Annotated in this window: 13 protein-coding genes, 4 tRNA genes and 2 pseudogenes; 12 read left to right on the top strand and 7 right to left on the bottom strand. The window is 58.7% G+C overall.

What is annotated here, in order from left to right; translation table 11 throughout:
* The 3 genes and pseudogenes from AO277_RS22875 to AO277_RS22890 all read left to right on the top strand — a co-directional run.
* Window positions 1-94, top strand: a pseudogene (locus AO277_RS22875) (IS5/IS1182 family transposase); the annotation flags it as partial.
* Window positions 91-627: pseudogene (locus AO277_RS22880) on the top strand (spermidine synthase); the annotation flags it as partial. The pseudogenes AO277_RS22875 and AO277_RS22880, both read left to right, overlap by 4 nt.
* Before the next feature lie 454 nt (window positions 628-1,081).
* Window positions 1,082-2,761: a DEAD/DEAH box helicase gene (locus tag AO277_RS22890; protein WP_044318905.1), complete on the top strand. Its 1,680-nt coding sequence runs from the start codon at window positions 1,082-1,084 to the stop codon at window positions 2,759-2,761.
* 91 nt (window positions 2,762-2,852) lie between these two features.
* On the opposite strand, the gene AO277_RS22895 is transcribed toward AO277_RS22890, so the two are convergent.
* The 3 genes from AO277_RS22895 to AO277_RS22910 all read right to left on the bottom strand — a co-directional run bounded on the left by AO277_RS22895 (window position 2,853) and on the right by AO277_RS22910 (window position 6,301).
* The gene (locus tag AO277_RS22895) at window positions 2,853-3,620 is read right to left on the bottom strand and encodes a DODA-type extradiol aromatic ring-opening family dioxygenase (RefSeq protein ID WP_044318904.1); all 768 of its coding nucleotides are present in this window, start codon (window positions 3,618-3,620) and stop codon (window positions 2,853-2,855) included.
* Window positions 3,621-3,935: 315 nt separating this feature from the next.
* A complete protein-coding gene (gene htpX, locus AO277_RS22905) occupies window positions 3,936-4,823 on the bottom strand; it encodes a protease HtpX (protein ID WP_002554536.1) in 888 nt (295 codons plus the stop codon).
* 266 nt (window positions 4,824-5,089) lie between these two features.
* On the bottom strand, window positions 5,090-6,301 hold the full coding sequence (locus AO277_RS22910; RefSeq protein ID WP_004657364.1) for a pyridoxal phosphate-dependent aminotransferase: 1,212 nt from the start codon (window positions 6,299-6,301) through the stop codon (window positions 5,090-5,092).
* A gap of 190 nt (window positions 6,302-6,491) precedes the next feature.
* Between AO277_RS22910 and msrB the strand changes: the two genes are divergently transcribed.
* Window positions 6,492-6,887 carry a peptide-methionine (R)-S-oxide reductase MsrB gene (gene msrB / locus AO277_RS22915; protein WP_002554534.1) on the top strand — a complete coding sequence of 132 codons (396 nt, stop codon included), beginning with the start codon at window positions 6,492-6,494 and terminating at the stop codon, window positions 6,885-6,887.
* A 150-nt stretch (window positions 6,888-7,037) separates the two neighbouring features.
* Window positions 7,038-7,523: a glutathione peroxidase gene (locus AO277_RS22920; protein WP_004665941.1), complete on the top strand. Its 486-nt coding sequence runs from the start codon at window positions 7,038-7,040 to the stop codon at window positions 7,521-7,523.
* A gap of 6 nt (window positions 7,524-7,529) precedes the next feature.
* On the opposite strand, the gene AO277_RS22925 is transcribed toward AO277_RS22920, so the two are convergent.
* Window positions 7,530-9,878, bottom strand: a complete 2,349-nt coding sequence (locus tag AO277_RS22925; protein ID WP_044318902.1) for a hybrid sensor histidine kinase/response regulator — start codon at window positions 9,876-9,878, stop codon at window positions 7,530-7,532.
* Window positions 9,879-9,958: 80 nt separating this feature from the next.
* Here AO277_RS22925 and AO277_RS22930 point away from each other — a divergent pair, with 80 nt between their 5' ends.
* Window positions 9,959-10,849, top strand: a complete 891-nt coding sequence (locus AO277_RS22930; protein ID WP_044318901.1) for an ATP-binding protein — start codon at window positions 9,959-9,961, stop codon at window positions 10,847-10,849.
* Window positions 10,846-11,328 (top strand): free L-methionine (R)-S-oxide reductase MsrC, encoded by a 483-nt coding sequence (gene msrC, locus AO277_RS22935; protein ID WP_044318900.1) that lies wholly within the window; start codon window positions 10,846-10,848, stop codon window positions 11,326-11,328. Before AO277_RS22930 ends, msrC begins: the two co-directional genes overlap by 4 nt.
* A 54-nt stretch (window positions 11,329-11,382) precedes the next feature.
* Here msrC and AO277_RS22940 read toward each other — a convergent pair whose 3' ends face one another.
* Window positions 11,383-12,141: a hypothetical protein gene (locus AO277_RS22940; RefSeq protein ID WP_031595469.1), complete on the bottom strand. Its 759-nt coding sequence runs from the start codon at window positions 12,139-12,141 to the stop codon at window positions 11,383-11,385.
* Between the two features lie 294 nt (window positions 12,142-12,435).
* Here AO277_RS22940 and AO277_RS22945 point away from each other — a divergent pair.
* From AO277_RS22945 to AO277_RS22960, 4 genes are all read left to right on the top strand, one after another.
* Window positions 12,436-12,511 (top strand) — tRNA-Glu (locus tag AO277_RS22945).
* A gap of 2 nt (window positions 12,512-12,513) precedes the next feature.
* Window positions 12,514-12,589, top strand: a tRNA-Gly gene (locus AO277_RS22950).
* 100 nt (window positions 12,590-12,689) lie between these two features.
* A tRNA-Glu gene (locus AO277_RS22955) sits at window positions 12,690-12,765 on the top strand.
* 4 nt (window positions 12,766-12,769) lie between these two features.
* Window positions 12,770-12,845, top strand: a tRNA-Gly gene (locus AO277_RS22960).
* A 90-nt stretch (window positions 12,846-12,935) separates the two neighbouring features.
* Here AO277_RS22960 and AO277_RS22965 read toward each other — a convergent pair.
* Complete coding sequence (locus AO277_RS22965) at window positions 12,936-13,292, bottom strand: cupin domain-containing protein (protein ID WP_231994954.1); 357 nt, start codon at window positions 13,290-13,292, stop codon at window positions 12,936-12,938.
* Between the two features lie 232 nt (window positions 13,293-13,524).
* Entirely contained in the window at window positions 13,525-14,247 is a 723-nt protein-coding gene (locus AO277_RS22970; protein WP_002554527.1) for a pirin family protein, read from the bottom strand.
* A gap of 188 nt (window positions 14,248-14,435) precedes the next feature.
* Here AO277_RS22970 and AO277_RS22975 point away from each other — a divergent pair, with 188 nt between their 5' ends.
* Window positions 14,436-15,344 (top strand): LysR family transcriptional regulator, encoded by a 909-nt coding sequence (locus AO277_RS22975; protein ID WP_002554526.1) that lies wholly within the window; start codon window positions 14,436-14,438, stop codon window positions 15,342-15,344.
* Window positions 15,345-15,427: the final 83 nt, after the last annotated feature.

The following is a 15,427-nucleotide window of genomic DNA, read 5'->3' on the forward strand; positions in this document are numbered from 1 at the left end:
GCGTTACGACAAGCTGGCAAGTAGCTTTAAAGCGATGGTCACACTGGCTTGCATCGAAAGATGCTTGCGGGCTGACTTTTCAGACAAACCCTAGGGCTGGGTGCGGGTACGCTGACCCAGGCCTGCATGAAGTTCCTGCCGCTTGAAGACGTGGAAGTCATCGAGCTGCGCCCTGATGTGCCGCGTCTGGCCATGGAGTTCATGGGGCTCGATGACGATCCGCGTCTGTATATCCGCATCGGCGATGCGCTGGAGTTGCTGGACAGCGCAGAGCCTGCCGACCTGATCTTTGTCGACCTTTACACTGATGTCGGGCCGGGCGTCGGGCATTTGGCCTGGAATTTTTTGCAGGGCTGCCAGCAACGCCTCAATCCCGGTGGCTGGCTGATCATCAACCAGTGGGCCACCGACGACGGTAAACCGCTGGGCGCGGCCTTGCTGCGGGGTTTGTACCACCGTCATTACTGGGAGCTGCCGGTAAAGGAGGGCAACGTCATTCTGATTGTGCCTGCCGACCTCGATCAGACGCTGGATATCGAGGCATTGAGTTCGCGTGCCGAGGCACTTGCGCCGCATCTGGGGTACTCGCTGGAGTCGTTGATCAGGGCGGTCCGTTCCGCGACTTGAGCGGGCGAGGCATGTGCTGGCTGGTCTGAAATCAGGGGTGAGACAATTCGCCACACCCCGCAGGTCGGGATACCGGCCATCCGCAAGAGCAGATTAAACGTTTAAGCGGCAACGCCAGCAATCTCGGGCCCGCGCCCTTGTCGGCCAGCCCTCTGCCCGGACCAAGGGCCTTGGGTTGCTCAAGGATGGCGCAATGTTTCGCAAAAAAAGACTCACTAAGGTGCATATTTCCGGTATAGTGCGCGCCGGCCTTAACAGGGCCCTCGTCAAGGTATTGCAGTACCCCGAAGCCAGCTTCGGTTGCTTGTTCGCACAACGGACTAGCCTGGACGATCCATTCATCAAACGTTTTCGCAAATCCCCGCCGACAAAGCAGCCAGGGTGACCTCAAGGTCGTACACGGCACGCGCAGCTTTGAAGCATGGGTCTTTGCGGATGCACTAGAGGCAGACCCATGACCCAGGAAATCGGCGGCTTCGCCGCTCTCGAACTTCATCCAAATATCGTTGCAGCAGTCGTCGCCACTGGCTACGAAGAGCCTTCGGCCATTCAGCAGCAATCGATCCCGATTATTCTCGCCGGTCACGACATGATTGGTCAGGCGCAAACTGGTACGGGTAAAACTGCCGCGTTCGCACTGCCTATCCTGCATCGCATCGACCCGAGCAAGCGCGAGCCGCAAGCACTGATCCTGGCCCCGACCCGCGAACTGGCACTTCAGGTTGCCACCGCGTTCGAGACCTACGCCAAACAAATGCCGGGCGTGACCGTTGTAGCGGTCTACGGCGGCGCGCCAATGGGCCCGCAGCTCAAGGCCATCCGCAACGGCGCACAAATCGTTGTCGCCACCCCGGGCCGTCTCTGCGACCACCTGCGTCGTGACGAGAAAGTCCTGGCAACCGTGAACCATCTGGTTCTCGATGAAGCGGACGAAATGCTCAAGCTGGGCTTCATGGACGACCTCGAAGTCATCTTCAAGGCCATGCCTGAAACCCGCCAGACCGTACTGTTCTCGGCAACGCTGCCACAGTCGATCCGTGCCATCGCCGAGCGCCATCTGCGCGATCCGAAGCACGTCAAGATCCAGACCAAGACCCAGTCCGTTACCGCGATCGAGCAGGCTCACCTGCTGGTTCACGCTGACCAGAAGACCTCCGCTGTACTGAGCCTGCTGGAAGTCGAAGACTTCGACGCCCTGATCATGTTCGTCCGCACCAAGCAGGCGACCCTGGACCTGGCAAGCGCCCTTGAAGCCAAAGGCTACAAGGCTGCTGCACTGAACGGTGACATCGCTCAGAACCAGCGCGAGCGCGTTATCGATTCCCTCAAGGATGGCCGTCTGGACATCGTTGTAGCGACCGACGTTGCTGCCCGTGGTCTTGACGTTCCGCGTATCACCCACGTATTCAACGTGGACATGCCTTACGATCCAGAATCCTACGTTCACCGTATCGGCCGTACCGGTCGTGCCGGTCGCGAAGGTCGTGCACTGCTGCTGGTAACTCCTCGCGAGCGCCGTATGCTGCAGGTGATCGAGCGTGTAACCGGTCAGAAGGTTGCTGAAGTCCGCCTGCCGGATGCCCAGGCCGTTCTGGATGCCCGCATCAAGAAACTGACCAACAGCCTGTCGCCACTGGTTGCCGATGCCGAATCGACTCATGGCGATCTGCTGGATCGTCTGACTGCCGACATCGGTTGCAGCCCGCGTGCCCTTGCTGCTGCACTGCTGCGCAAGGCTACCAACGGTCAGGCTCTGACCCTGGCAGCTATCGAGCGCGAGCGCCCGCTGGTTCCGAACAACGCCCCTCGCGGTGATCGTCCAGAGCGTAGCGGCAGCAGCGATCGCGGTGATCGTCCTGAGCGTGAGCGTCGTGCGCCGGTCCCGCTGGCCGAAGGTCGTGCTCGTTGCCGTACCGCGCTGGGTGCGCGTGATGGTATCGCTGCCAAGAACCTGCTGGGTGCCATTCTCAACGAAGGCGGCCTGGCCCGCGAAGCTATCGGCCGCATCCAGGTGCGTGACAGCTTCAGCCTGGTCGAGCTGCCGGAAGATGGTCTTGAGCGTCTGCTGACCAAGCTCAAGGACACCCGTGTTGCTGGCAAGCAGCTCAAGCTGCGTCGCTATCGCGAAGACTGATCGGCTTCTGAGCTGATAGGTCAATAAAAAAATCCCCGACTGGTTCGGGGATTTTTTTGTCTCGAATTCGGGCGGTCGGATCTTTTCGGGATCAATCGAAGCGGTAGATATCCATCCCTAGCGCGCCCATGGTGAAGCCCTGATAGGCAATGCCGAAGATACCGCCTGCACCGCGTGCGAAATACAGCGGCAGCAAATGCTCGTCACTCGGGTGTGCTCGCACCGCATGAGGAGCAAGACTGCGGTAGTGGTGCAGTGCGGCGTCATCGTCGTTTTGCAGCTTGTCGATCATCCAGTCACGAAACGTTGCAGCCCATGGCTCTGTGCTTCCAGGGCCGCCGTTCCAGTCCAGATCGCGCAGGTTATGCGTGATGCTACCGGAGCCGATAATCAATACACCCTGTGCGCGCAGGCTGGCCAGCGCGCGGCCCACCCGTGTCTGTAGCTCGGGGCCCTGGCGGCTGGGCAGTGAGAACTGAACCACCCGAATATCGGCATTCGGGTACATCAACGACAAGGGCACCCAGACACCATGGTCGAACGGTCGTCTGCTGTCGATGCGTGCGGGCAGATCGCTGGCGGCCAGCAACTCGACTATCGTGCGGCTCAGCTCAGGCAGACCTGGTGCCGGGTACTGCACCGCAAACAGTTCAGCCGCAAAGCCACCGAAATCATGCCAGGTCTCGGGTTGTGGATTGCCGTTGACAATCAGTTCGTGGCTTTCCCAGTGTGCAGACACCACTATGATGGCGCGAGGCCTGGGCAGGCTGGCGGCCAATCGCGTCAGGGCGGGGCCACTCTCGCCGGGCTCCAGCGCGAGCATGGGAGAGCCATGGGAAATAAACAGGCTTGGGAACATTTACAGCTCCAGAATATGAGAATGCCCCATAGTCGGTCATTCTCATGATCTAAATCTAATATAAGTTCTGGCGCTTTTTTTTCAGGAGGTTTCATGCAGGCGGAGTTTTGGCTGCAGCGTTGGAAGGCAGGGTAGATTGGCTTTCATCAGGCGCAGGTCAATCGGGACCTGCGACAGCACGATATTGGTCATTGCGCAGCCTTTTACGACCGTGCCGCCTTTCCTGCCGTGCCATTCACTCAGGACCGGACGCAGAGCGTCCATAACGGCGTGCCGACGCAGAGCGCCGGCACGATAGTCATCTCGAAACCTGAATCAACCGCGGCGGCGCAGCGCCTCGATACGTTGCTCCAGCGGCGGGTGGCTCATGAACAGCCCTGCCAGGCCTTTCTTCAGGCCGGCGTTGATGCCGAACGCCGTCAGGCTGTCAGGCATGTTCACCGGTACGCCCTGCTCGGAACGCAGGCGTTGCAGCGCACCGATCATCGCGTCCGTACCGGCCAGTCGAGCCCCTGCGTCGTCAGCGCGGAATTCGCGTTTGCGCGAGAACCACATGACGATGGCGCTGGCCAGAAAGCCCAATACCAGCTCGGCGAAAATCGTCGTGATGTAGTAGGCAATACCCTGACCGTTCTCGCTCTTGAAGATCACCTTGTCGACGAAGTTACCGATGATGCGGGCAAAGAACATCACAAACGTGTTCACCACACCCTGCACCAGCGCCAGTGTGACCATGTCGCCGTTGGCAACGTGGCCGATTTCGTGCGCCAGTACGGCTTTCACCTCATCCGGCGAGAACCGCTCGAGCAGGCCCTGGCTTACCGCAACCAGTGCATCGTTCTTGTTCCAGCCCGTGGCGAATGCGTTGGCTTCATACGCCGGAAAAATACCGACTTCCGGCATCTTGATGCCCGCATCGCGGGACAGTTGTTCAACGGTCTGCAGCAACCATTGCTCATGGCGGGTGCGAGGCTGACTGATGATCTGAGTGCCGGTACTCATTTTCGCCATCCACTTGGAGATGAACAGCGAGAACAACGAGCCCGCGAAACCGAACACAGCGCAGAAAACCAGCAGCTGATTGAGGTTCAGATCAACCCCGTTGGCCGCCATGAACCCATTGAAGCCAAAAAGGCTCAGGGTGATGCTGGCAATCAGCACGACCGCAAGGTTAGTGGCCAAAAACAGCAAAATGCGCATCATGGTCGAAACGTTCTCCTCAGGTAAATATGTAACTCGATGCCGGGTATATAAGGTGATGCCCGCTGCTATTCAACAGAGGGACTATTTCAAACTGTGTCCTCTTCACGCAATCGATGGTAATCCTGCAGAGCTGAACGGGGCCTGAGCCAGAGTGGTCGATGCCTGAAGGGTTGAGGGCGGGGCGCTCATGCTGTTTTGGCAGGGCACAAATAAACTGCCCCGAACAGGTCGGGGCAGGGATGCGGCGCGAGAGGGGCGGTGTCTGTTTACTGACGATAACCCTTCAGAAAGTTACCGATGCGGCCAATGGCCTGCTCCAGCTCATCAACGCGCGGCAAGGTCACGACGCGGAAGTGATCAGGGTATGGCCAGTTGAACGCGGTGCCCTGAACTACCAGCAGTTTTTCCGAGAGCAGCAGATCGAGGACGAATTTTTCGTCGTTGAAGATCGGGCACACCTTCGGGTCGATGCGCGGGAATGCATACAGCGCGCCCATCGGCTTGACGCAGCTGACGCCGGGAATATCGTTGAGCAGCTCCCAGGTGCGGTTGCGTTGCTCCAACAGACGGCCTGGCGGCAGGATCAGGTCGTTGATGCTCTGATAGCCGCCCAGCGCAGTCTGGATGGCGTGCTGGCTCGGCACGTTGGCACACAGGCGCATGTTGGCCAGGATGTCGATGCCTTCGATGTAGCTCTGTGCGTTGTGTTTCGGTCCGGAAATGGCAATCCAGCCGGAGCGGAAGCCTGCGACCCGATACGACTTGGACAGACCGTTGAAGGTCAGGCACAGCAGGTCCGGTGCCAGCGAGGCAGTGCAGATGTGCACGGCGTCGTCGTAGAGGATCTTGTCGTAGATTTCGTCGGAGAACACCACCAGATTATGCTGGCGAGCCAGCTCCAGCATGCCCAGCAATACCTCGCGGGAATATACTGCGCCGGTCGGGTTGTTGGGGTTGATGATCACCATGGCCTTGGTGTTCGGCGTGATTTTGGCCTTGATGTCTTCAAGGTCCGGCCACCAGTTGGCCTGCTCGTCGCACAGATAATGCACCGGGCTGCCGCCGGACAGCGCCACTGCCGCAGTCCACAATGGGTAATCGGGTGCCGGAACCAGCACTTCGTCGCCGTTATTGAGCAATGCTTGCATCGACATCACGATCAGCTCGGACACACCGTTGCCCAGATAGATGTCTTCGATGCCGACGCCTTCGACCTGCTTCTGCTGGTAGTACTGCATGACGGCCTTGCGGGCGCTGAACAGGCCCTTGGAGTCGCTGTAGCCCTGGGCAGTCGGCAGGTTGCGGATCACGTCCTGCAGGATTTCGTCCGGCGCCTCGAAACCAAACGGTGCCGGGTTGCCGATGTTCAGCTTGAGGATGCGATGGCCTTCCTCTTCCAGGCGTTTGGCGTGCTTGAGCACCGGCCCGCGAATGTCGTAGCAGACGTTTGCGAGCTTGTTCGATTTGTTGAACTGCATGGTGATGATCCCGAAAATGGACGAGCTGTTGCCGGCTTGCAATGAAGGTCGCAGCACGTTCGCCATGAAAATGGGTTTGTATGCGACAAACGCGGGTGCCAGACTGACGTCTGACCTGGCGCAATCATACGTGCCACCTGATCTGTGGAAAAGGTACAGATCGGGGTTTTTCGAATTTGGAGGTGTACCTGTGGACAAGTTGCAGAAAACGCTTGAAGAGTGGAAAGAGATGCTCGACCCGGCGCAGTATCAGGTTTGCCGCCTGAAAGGCACCGAGCGGCCGTTTTCCGGTAAGTACAACGAGACAAAGACAGAAGGCGTCTACCACTGCATCTGCTGCAATGAGCCGCTGTTCGATTCCACTACCAAGTTCGATTCGGGCTGCGGCTGGCCCAGCTTTTACGCGCCGCTGGAAGGTAGCGCGGTGGTCGAAGTGCGCGATGTCAGCCACGGCATGATTCGTACCGAAGTGGTCTGTGCCAAATGCGACGCTCACCTGGGTCATGTGTTTCCCGATGGTCCGCCACCGACCGGGTTGCGTTACTGCATCAACTCGGTGTGCCTGGACCTGGTCCCGCGCCAGTAGCCGGGCGATTGCTGTGCCGCTGCGCGCAGCGGCTCCGGGCTTATCGACCTGTATCAATACCGAAAATTGGCGTGCGCCGCACGCCGTTGCAGGCTAACGTCAGTGCTCACATTCCGATCCAGCCACCGCCTGGTCTTGAGGCCTCTTTTGATGAGCGAAAACCTGCTGAGTATCCCGGTCACTACGATCAAGGGAGAACAGAAAACCCTCGCCGACTACGCTGGCAAGGCGGTGCTGGTGGTCAATACAGCCAGCAAATGCGGCTTTACCCCGCAATATAAAGGCCTGGAAAAACTCTGGCTGGACTACAAGGATAAAGGGCTGGTAGTGCTGGGCTTCCCTTGCAATCAGTTCGGCAAGCAGGAGCCGGGTGACGAGGGCGCGATTTCCGGGTTTTGCGAACTGAACTACGGGGTCAGCTTCCCGCTGTTCAAGAAGATCGACGTGAACGGCGCTCAGGCCCATCCCTTGTTCGTTCAGCTCAAGCAGCAGGCACCGGGGTTGCTGGGGACCGAGCGAATCAAGTGGAATTTCACCAAGTTCCTGATTGGCAGGAATGGCGCGCTGGTCAAGCGTTTCGCCCCGTTGACCAAGCCCGAGGAACTGACCGGTGAAATCGAAGCGCTGCTGCGCTAAGCCGTTTCAGCGGATATCAGCGATGGGAATCCACTGGTCCAGAATGCCCGCCAGTTCGGCGCGCCGGAATGGCTTGGCCAGGTAGTCGTTCATGCCTGCCGCCTTGCAGCGCTCACGTTCATCGGGCATGGCGTTGGCGGTAAGCGCCACGATCGGCAGGTTTGGCCAGCGGCCGCTGCTGCGGATCTGGCGGCTGGCTTCATAGCCGTCCATAACGGGCATGTTGCAGTCCATCAACACCAGATCAAAGTGGCCTTGCTCCAATTGTTCCAAGGCCTCGCCGCCGTGACTGCTGATGATCACTTCGCACCCCAGCTTGCCAAGTATGCCCTTGGCCACCAGCTGATTGACCGGGTTGTCTTCCACCAACAGTACTCTGGCCATGCGCTGAGCCGTTTGCTCTGGCGCTTTTGTGTCCCTGACGCCTGTCTCTTCCTGACCCAGTACACGCCGCAGCGTGTGGTAAAGCGAGTTGCGCGCCAGTGGTCGAGCCTGCTGTTGCAGCGGGGCAAGGGCTGTAAACTGTTCGCCGGGCATGAAATTGCCATAGGCAGTGACCAGCAGGATCGGCACGGGTGTAGTGGGGCGAATCGCAAACAGGCATTCGGGGCAGTCGGTAATGACCAGGTCCGGGCTGCTGTCGAGGTCCACGTCTTCCGGGCGATCATCAATGCTGCGTCGCTTGAGATCGACCCCCCAGGTTGGCAGCAAGTTGCCAAGCAGCTCCACCAGGCCGCTGCCGGCCGAGCTGACCACAGTGACCCGGCCCCTGAGCGCGGTCTGAGTGACAGCGGACACATGCACCGGCAGCGGCAGCTCGGCGCAGAACTGACTGCCGAAGCCGGACTGTGACTGGATACTCAGCGTGCCATTCATGGCCTCGCAGAGATTGTTGGTCAGCGCCAGACCCAGCCCGGTGCCGCCATACTGCCGAGTGATGGCGGTTTCTGCCTGAGTGAACGGCTGGAATATTTTCGCTTGGGCGTCCTGCGCAATCCCGATGCCGGTGTCACGGACTTCGATACGTACCCGGTTTTCTCCGCTGACATCTTTATGGTGAGTCAGACGCACATCCACGCGCCCAAAACGGGTGAACTTGAGTGCGTTGGACAGCAGGTTGCTGACGATCTGCCGCACCCGGGTAGGGTCGCCGGTAACCATGGCCGGAAAGTCCGGCGCAATCAGGCAGGTCAGCTCCACGCTGGGGGCCGCATTCTGCGACAGCAGGTTGGCGGTGTCCTCGATCAACACCCCAAGGTCGAAGGGAATGCGCTCGATCTCCAGATGACCTGCGTCGAACTTGGACATGTCGAGAATATCGTTGAGCAGTTCGACCAGCACCTTGCCGGAGTCGTGGGCGATCATCAGTTGCTGGCGCTGCTCGGCGCTGAGCGGGCTGTCCAGTGACAGCGCCAGCATGCCCAGCAGGCCGTTGAGCGGGGTGCGGATTTCGTGGCTCATGTGCGCCAGAAACGCCGAGCGCGCATGGGCCATGTCCAGCGCCGTACTGCGCGCTATCTGTAGTTCCTCGTTGGATTCGCGCAGGCGTATGTTGCTGGCCTTGAGCTCATTGGTGCGTGCCGAAACAATGTTTTCCAGCTCGTTGAGATGTTCGGTCAGCCGATCTTCGGCCGCGCGTCGTCTGGAGAACTCGCTGCCCATGGTTTCGAATTGACGATTGAAGGTCGCGACCAATACGCCGATTTCATCCTGCTCATGGTGAGGCGGGCAGGTTATTTTCCCTTGGTCGGGGTTGCGCGGGTCGCGACTGCTCAGTTCGCGGATCACCCTTACCAGCGGCTTGGTCAGGGTGGCGTAGAACAGAATGGTCAGAATGCCGGCCAGCGCCAGGCTGCGCACGAAGCCGTTGAGCAGAGTGATCTCGGCGCGCTGCAGAAAGTGGCTGCCGAAAGCGAAGGTGTCCACGGTCAGGTACAGTGTGCCGATGGTTTCATCCGGCAAATGGTTGAGGTGCAGTTTTTCCTGAAACTGGCGGCTTTCACCGAACAGCCAATCGCTGAACACTCGATAGCGCCCTGTCGCCATGGGGCGTTCGACGCTTGCGAGCACAGCGTCATTGTTATCGGTCAGTCTCGCGCTGACCACGGCAGGCGAGCGCAGCAGCCCGAGTGTCAGCTCCTGAGCCAGCTCTGAGTCGATGTTGTAGGCAATGCGCGATGCCGGGTTCTGGATGATTTCCAGCAGTGATTTGATTTCACGATTGATGGACGCGTCTTCGCTGGCATAATCGATTGCAATCTGGAACAGGCTCAGCAAGGTCCCCAGCGCGAAGCCGATCAGTACAGCCAGGCGCGCCTGCTTGAACGAAAGCCTGTTTTTGAGCGATATATCCATGAGTACTTACTGCCACTTCTGGTTGGCCAAGCATAGCTGATAGGCACTGCTGACCAATCAGTTAAATATAAGGAGATCCCGTGGATTCTCGGTTGGATGCTTTTCTGCAACGCGCCGATGCCGTGCTGGCCCGGCTGGAACCGCTGTTGCCAGCCGTGCGCGAGCCGGTCGACTGGTCACAGACGCTTGCCGCGCGCTGGGTGCAAGAGGGTCGTAGCGGCTACCTGATGCCGTTGCAGGTGAGCCTGGATACGCGCCTGACCGATCTGATCGGCGTGGACCTGCAGCGCGATCAGTTGGGGCGCAATACACGTCAGTTTATCGATGGCCTGCCTGCCAACCATGCCTTGCTCTGGGGCTCGCGCGGCACCGGCAAGTCGTCCCTGATCCGCGCTCTGCTGGCCGAGCACGCCTCGGCCGGTCTGCGCCTGATCGAGATCGAGCGTGATCATCTGGGCGACTTGCCGCGTGTGGTCGAACAACTGCACAAACTGCCGCAGCGCTTTGTACTGTTCTGCGATGACCTGTCGTTCGAGTCGGGCGAGGGTGATTATCGTGTACTGAAAAGCGTGCTTGACGGCTCGCTGGAGCAGGCACCGGATAACGTATTGCTGTATGCCACCTCCAATCGCCGCCATCTGGTGCCCGAAAAGGAAAGCGACAACGTTGACTGGAAGCACGTCGACGGCGAGCTGCACCCCAGCGAAGCCGTGGAAGACAAGATCGCATTGTCTGACCGCTTCGGCCTGTGGCTGTCGTTTTATCCGTTTACCCAGGAACATTACCTGAACGTGGTCGAGCACTGGATCACGCAGCTGGCAGACAAGGCCGGCTTGCAATGGCAGCGCGACGAAAGCCTGGAAAAGGCTGCGATTCGCTGGGCGACCGCGCGTGGCAATCGCAATGGCCGCTGCGCGTATCAATTTGCATGTTACTGGGTAGGACTTGAATTGTTGGAGCAACACACATGATCGATTTGCAAAACACCGGTGCCGGCCTCAATGGCTACGGTCTGCTGGCCGCCCAGCTTGAGGCATTGCTGGCCGACGAGCGCTACTTCATCGCCAATGCGGCGCAGTTCTCGGCATTCCTCTATACGCAGATCGACGATCTGAACTGGGCGGGTTTTTACCTCAATCGCAACGAAGAGCTGGTGCTGGGTCCGTTTCAGGGGCAGATTGCGTGCGTGCGCATTCCATTTGGTCGCGGCGTTTGCGGTGCAGCAGCGCAGAGTCGGCAAACCCAGCGTGTTCAGGACGTTCACGAGTTTCCCGGACACATCGCCTGCGACAGCGCATCGAACAGCGAGCTGGTGGTGCCGTTGGTCAAGGATGGGCGTCTGATCGGCGTGCTGGACCTGGACAGTCCGAGTGTGGGGCGTTTCAACGAGGTGGATCAGGCGGGGATCGAACGTTTGGCGGCTATCTTTCTGGCATCGACCGACTGTTGAGTCGCTCGACCTGCCGCTGTCCGGAGCACAGGTCCGGCAGCGGCGGGGCAGTCATCAATCGTAGATGACTTTCTTCTTCCATTCGGATTCGGTTTCGTCTGCCTTCAAGCCTTCGGTCAGCGCGTTGTCGTCGTCTTCGGATGGCGCGGTATTGGTCAGTACCATTGAGTTGGCGCGGGCCAGTTGTTTTTCCATCGCCAGCAACTGCTGTTGGTACGTCACCGGGTCCGGCTGGTTGCGCAGATACTGCACGCCGCGTTCGAACGCCAGACGAGCCTGGCCCGGCTGGTCCTGGCTGAGGGCCATCTGACCGAGGTTGTTGAAGAACTCGATGTGCAGCGTGACCAGAATCGTGCGGATTTCGCGGATCCAGTGTTTGGCTTCGCTGGTTTGCAGAAAGCCGTCATGTGCAGCTCGGGTCACCTGACCATGCAGGGCTTCCAGAAGGAAACGCACGTCCTTGGCCTTGGCTTCGGTCTGGATCGGCGTGACCTGGTTGGGGATGTCGATGCGTTCGCCTTTGCCGATCTGCTCTTCCAGCTCGCCGATGCGGTGCTTGAGTTGAGCGTTACCCTTGTCCAGGCTGAGCATGCGCTGCACGACGTTCAGTTCCAGACGCGTAAGCAGCAGCTTCAAGGCTGGTGACATCAACTGGCCGGGGAATACTTCGGTGATTTCGCTGCAGCGACGCAAGCGATCACTGAGTTCGACCTTGGTGCGGGCCTTTTCCAGTTTGCCGTTTTCAGCGACGTGATTCAGGTAGCCGATCGCGATGAGCAGAGCGATACCTGCTAATACCATCAGCGTGATCATGAGTGGAGTCACTGTGCAAACCTCATTTGTTCAATTAGTTTTAGTGCGAGTGTAGTGGCTAAGCACTACTGCGCATAGATGTCCCTCCTGGAGTTTGTCGGCATCTCTTCTATATAGATTAGGCAGCTGAACGATTGGCGACAGTCGGTCAGCGTCCGAACGGCATCGAAGTTATTGATTTCAATAAATTTTCACATGGGGGTTGACGACCCCTCAATCCATCCATAGAATGCGCGCCACTTACAGCGTAAAGCACACAGCGTAGCGCAAATAAGTAGTGAATGTTGTACGTGTGTCCCCTTCGTCTAGTGGCCTAGGACACCGCCCTTTCACGGCGGTAACAGGGGTTCGAGTCCCCTAGGGGACGCCATTGCGGGAATAGCTCAGTTGGTAGAGCACGACCTTGCCAAGGTCGGGGTCGCGAGTTCGAGTCTCGTTTCCCGCTCCAATTTTAAGCAGCTTTGCCTCAGGGCAGGGTTGAGTGAAACCAGAATACATCTTCGGATGATGTCTGGAACTGAAACACAAACCATTGTGTTTCAGGCAGTGTCCCCTTCGTCTAGTGGCCTAGGACACCGCCCTTTCACGGCGGTAACAGGGGTTCGAGTCCCCTAGGGGACGCCATATTGCGGGAATAGCTCAGTTGGTAGAGCACGACCTTGCCAAGGTCGGGGTCGCGAGTTCGAGTCTCGTTTCCCGCTCCAAATTCACAAAAACGCCGCTCATCAGAGCGGCGTTTTTGTTTGTGTGTTTTGAGCATCTTTATAAAAGATCATCTTTCCCGCATGTCACGCTCAGCCCTGTCTGGACGCCAATAACTCGTCGAGCTCTGGCATCAGGGTCACGCTCTCCTGCTCATTGGGGTCAGTACGCGCGACCAGAACCGTTGCTTCGCGCTCGTTGCTGCGATTATAGGGCACATGCGGCATTCCCGCCGGGATATAAAAGAAGTCGCCTTCTTCCACGATGGCATGCTTTTCCAGCGACTCGCCATACCAGCAGCCGGTGGCTTCACTCAGGGCATAGATGGCGGTTTCATGCTCCTGATGTTTGTGAGCCTTGCCCCTGCCTCCAGGGGCAATTGTCAGCAGCTGCATATGGATATGTCGGGCACCTGCACTTTGTGCGGAGATGCCGACCTGATAATCCATACCCTGCTTGCCTTGAGAGGGTTTGGCGGGTTCAAAAGGATACAATCAAGTTGATCACTGGCCACGGTTTTCTCCTCGCCTGATGCTCGATAGCGCTGACCCACCCGGCCCGCTGCCCGGCAAGGGCAGGGGGGAGTGAATACTATGCCTTGTAGGGCGAAGCGTGGCTCAGGCGCAGGCGTCGATCAAGTGAAAGAAACGCCATGTCGATCCCGGTAACGGGCCCGATACATCAGGGCATTTGCGGCAGTTCATTGGGCCGCATGTCAAAGACCAACACTTCTGCGTCAACGCCTTCGCTCAGGCTAATGACCTGTTCGTTGCGCAAACGCACCCCGTCACCTTCGTCAAGCGGCTGCCCATTGAGCACCACACTGCCACGGGCCACATGCACGTAGGCATATCGGTTGGCAGCCAGTTCCAGGGTCGCAGTTTCATTGCCATTGAACAGACCGGCATACACACGAGCGTCCTGACGGACCTTGAGCGCACCGTTCTCGCCTTCTGGCGAAATGATCAGCTGCAAATGACCGCGTTTCTGTTCAGCGCTGAAATGCTCCTGCTGGTAGTTCGGGGTTGCGCCTGCAACATTCGGCACGATCCATATCTGCAGAAAATGCACGCCCTCGGTGTGCGAATGATTGAACTCGCTGTGCGCCACGCCGCTGCCGGCACTCATCAATTGCACGTCGCCAGGGCGAATCACCGACCCGGTGCCCAGCGTATCCTTGTGTTCCAACGCACCTTCCAGAACGTAGGAAAAGATTTCCATGTCACGGTGTGGGTGCTGGCCGAAACCTTTGCCCGCAATCACGCGGTCGTCATTGATCACCAGCAGATCGGAAAAGCCCTGCTCCTGGGGGTTGCGATAACCGGCAAAGGAAAAGGTATGAAAGGATTTCAACCAGCCATGGTTGGCAGCGCCGCGGTCGGAAGCTTTACGAAGAGTCAGCATGATTCTTTCTCCATCCGTCTATCGACGCTGCACATTCAGCAATCGATCAAGTGAGACAAAGGTTACGGCTTATCGACTGTCGCAATAAGTAGCTGGAACATGAATGACTGTCTCGCTGTGGTTGACAGTGCCGGGTGGCACGTTACGCTCTGTCGAACAGCACCCAGCGTTCACTCAGGCCACGACACATGAACCCTTTTGAAGACATGCGGATTTTCTGCCAGGTCATGGAGTCCGGCAGCTTCACGGCGGCGTCCGACAAGCTGGGCCTGTCCAAGCAATTTGTCAGTCGGCGCCTGATGCAACTGGAGGAACGGCTGGGCGTACGTTTGCTCAACCGCTCGACGCGACGTCTGGATGTCACGCCGCTGGGGCAGAGTTACTACGAGTCTGCCCTGCGCCTGCTGGCCGAGGTCGAACAGGTCGAGCAGGGGATTACCGGGCAGAACAACGAGCCACGCGGCACCCTGCGCCTGAGTGCGCCGCTGTCGTTTGCCGTTGCGCATCTGGGCTGTCTGCTGCCGCTGTTTTTGCAGCGCTACCGCGACGTGGCGGTGGAGGTGGACCTGAGCGACCGTGCGGTGGACTTGATCAGCGAAGGCTATGACCTGGTGCTGCGTATCGGGGTGCTGGAAGACTCCAGCCTGATCGCCCGGCGCATTGCCTCGATTGATCGGGTCTACTGCGCCAGCCCTGCCTACCTGGCCGAGCGCGGTACGCCGCAAAAACCCGAAGATCTGCACGCTCATGATTGCCTGCCCTATGGCCACAGCCGTCAGGCGCAATGGCGTTTTCAGGTGCAGGGCAAGCCTTTGATATTGAACATCAGCGGGCGTATGCGCGCCAATAATGGCGAGCTGCTGAGAGACACGGCGGTGGCCGGGCTGGGCATCACCTACCTGCCGACGTTCATTGTTGGCGCGGCGCTGCGTGACGGCAGCCTGGTGCGGGTGCTAGATGACTTGCGGCCCGAGCCCTTGACGCTGTCAGCGGTTTATCCCCAGCACCGTCAGGCCTCACGTCCAGTGCAGGCATTCATCGAATTCCTGCGCGAGCGTCTGGAATCAGCTATCGAGCTCAATGAACCGCCTGGGTGAGCGCTTCGTTGGACAGGTTTAGATAATTTTTTTGCATCTTAGGCTAGAGCAAAAATGAATTTAGCTAATTTTTTGTTCGGGTG

The organism is Pseudomonas amygdali (assembly GCF_002699855.1).
In the GTDB taxonomy this organism is placed as follows: domain Bacteria; phylum Pseudomonadota; class Gammaproteobacteria; order Pseudomonadales; family Pseudomonadaceae; genus Aquipseudomonas; species Aquipseudomonas amygdali.

Bases quoted from the DNA above. Each gene is read 5' to 3' on its own strand.
- AO277_RS22890 (WP_044318905.1), top strand. From the start codon at position 1,082: ATGACCCAGGAAATCGGCGGCTTCGCCGCTCTCGAACTTCATCCAAAT.
- AO277_RS22895 (WP_044318904.1), bottom strand. From the start codon at position 3,620: ATGTTCCCAAGCCTGTTTATTTCCCATGGCTCTCCCATGCTCGCGCTG.
- htpX (WP_002554536.1), bottom strand. From the start codon at position 4,823: ATGATGCGCATTTTGCTGTTTTTGGCCACTAACCTTGCGGTCGTGCTG.
- AO277_RS22910 (WP_004657364.1), bottom strand. From the start codon at position 6,301: ATGCAGTTCAACAAATCGAACAAGCTCGCAAACGTCTGCTACGACATT.
- AO277_RS22920 (WP_004665941.1), top strand. From the start codon at position 7,038: ATGAGCGAAAACCTGCTGAGTATCCCGGTCACTACGATCAAGGGAGAA.
- AO277_RS22925 (WP_044318902.1), bottom strand. From the start codon at position 9,878: ATGGATATATCGCTCAAAAACAGGCTTTCGTTCAAGCAGGCGCGCCTG.
- msrC (WP_044318900.1), top strand. From the start codon at position 10,846: ATGATCGATTTGCAAAACACCGGTGCCGGCCTCAATGGCTACGGTCTG.
- AO277_RS22940 (WP_031595469.1), bottom strand. From the start codon at position 12,141: ATGATCACGCTGATGGTATTAGCAGGTATCGCTCTGCTCATCGCGATC.
- AO277_RS22965 (WP_231994954.1), bottom strand. From the start codon at position 13,292: ATGGATTATCAGGTCGGCATCTCCGCACAAAGTGCAGGTGCCCGACAT.
- AO277_RS22970 (WP_002554527.1), bottom strand. From the start codon at position 14,247: ATGCTGACTCTTCGTAAAGCTTCCGACCGCGGCGCTGCCAACCATGGC.
- AO277_RS22975 (WP_002554526.1), top strand. From the start codon at position 14,436: ATGAACCCTTTTGAAGACATGCGGATTTTCTGCCAGGTCATGGAGTCC.